The organism is Fundidesulfovibrio magnetotacticus (genome assembly GCF_013019105.1).
Lineage (GTDB): Bacteria > Desulfobacterota > Desulfovibrionia > Desulfovibrionales > Desulfovibrionaceae > Fundidesulfovibrio > Fundidesulfovibrio magnetotacticus.
In genome coordinates this window covers 1-1,502 of sequence record NZ_BLTE01000042.1, presented here as the reverse complement: position 1 = coordinate 1,502, position 1,502 = coordinate 1, and the positions used below count along the sequence as shown (strand labels likewise).

The window sequence follows — 1,502 nt, the reverse complement described above, 5'->3', positions numbered from 1 at the left end:
TTTCATGGCGATGCGGTAGTGCAGGTTCCAGCGCTCCATGCACACGGCGATGAAGAAGCCGCCCATGAAGAGGTAGATCACGTGGTTGGCGTAGGGCGCAGTCGCCTTGGCGCTGGGCATGATCTGGAGGAATGGGAAGAGCACGATGGGCAGCATGGCCGTGGCCGGGATGGGAATGGCCTCGGAAATCCACCACGTGGCCATGAGCGCCGTGACGGCGGCGCAGTTCATGGCGGCCTGGGTCATGCCCTGGGGCAGGGGAAGCATCAGGATCAGCAGGAACAAGACGGGACCGAGAATCAAGCCGACCTGTTTCATTCTGTCGAACATCATCATCCTCCTTGGTGCGTTGGGCAGAATGGCTGAAGGCACGCGCGCGAAGCGGATCGGCGCGCGATTGGGGGGGAGGCCCCGGCGTTCACCTCCTTGGTTGGGCGTTGGACAACATGGGGCCGCACCAGGCGCTGGAACGGTCCGTTTCGGGAATGCCCCGGGCACGGCACATGGGAGGAATGCGTCCGCTCGGGAAGGTGAGAGCCGGTGAAACGCCTGACCGGCAGCGCTGGGCCAACCCCGTCTGCCCCCCGCCGCAAGCCCGGACTTCGAGGACAGATGATGCCTTGACAATTTAATGCAGGCGCTTTTTACTAACGAAGCGTCGCGTTAGAGACAATGCATCTAGAACATAACAGGATCATTCTAATGAACAGGGACATCGTCACATTGCTGTACGACATGGCCAGGCAATCTCCGAAGTCGATCAAGAGCATATCAGAGGAAGTCGGCAAGCCGTATTCAACATTGATGCGAGAGTTGGACCCCGCCGACAAGGGCGCTAAGCTCGGCGTGGAACTGTTGCTCCCCCTGATGCAAAGCTGCGACTCCATAGCCCCGTTGCGCTACCTGGCCGACAGGATGGGCTACCGGGTGGTGGCCAACCGCGACATCATCCCGGACAAGACGACGCTCCACGAGGAGCTGCTGGACACCTACCAGGCCCTGGTGGACTACCACCGGTCCATGCTGGAGAGGCAGCCGCTGGAGGTGGTTTCGGACTACCGCGAACACCTCATCCGCCAGCTCAAGGAGGATTTCGTGGCCTTCATGTCCAGCAGACGGCAGGAGATGAGCGAGGCCGTCCAGGAAGAGGCGGCCCTGAAGACGGCCTGAACGCCCGCGCGCGGCGCAGGCTGGAGCAGGGCGGCAAGGCCTCCCGCTGGCGAGCGACGCAACCCCTTCCCCAAGGGGGCATTACGCGAAAGCCCCCGGCCGCACGGCCGGGGGCTTTGAGAACACTCCCCGTGATCCTGGGGCCGGACGCTGCCGGGGCAGGCACTCAACTACCACTTCAGGACGTAGTACCGGACGTAGAGGTACGCGGCCGAGATGGCCACGGTCAAAAACATCACGGGCATGCCGTACTTCATGAAGCGCAGGAAGGTGATCTTGTGCCCGGCCTTCTCGCTCATGCCCACCACGATCACGTTGGCCGAGGCCCCGAT

Annotated in this window: 2 protein-coding genes; one reads left to right on the top strand and one right to left on the bottom strand. The window is 62.5% G+C overall.

Annotation, left to right across the window (positions count from 1 at the left end):
- On the bottom strand, positions 1-330 hold a 330-nt coding region (locus NNJEOMEG_RS20205), incomplete at its 3' end, for an SLC13 family permease (RefSeq protein WP_173087280.1).
- 372 nt (positions 331-702) lie between these two features.
- Here NNJEOMEG_RS20205 and NNJEOMEG_RS20200 point away from each other — a divergent pair.
- On the top strand, positions 703-1,170 hold the full coding sequence (locus NNJEOMEG_RS20200; RefSeq protein WP_173087279.1) for a phage regulatory CII family protein: 468 nt from the start codon (positions 703-705) through the stop codon (positions 1,168-1,170).
- Positions 1,171-1,502: the final 332 nt, after the last annotated feature.

Coding starts and splice junctions, on each gene's coding strand:
- NNJEOMEG_RS20200 (WP_173087279.1), top strand. CDS start 703: ATGAACAGGGACATCGTCACATTGCTGTACGACATGGCCAGGCAATCT.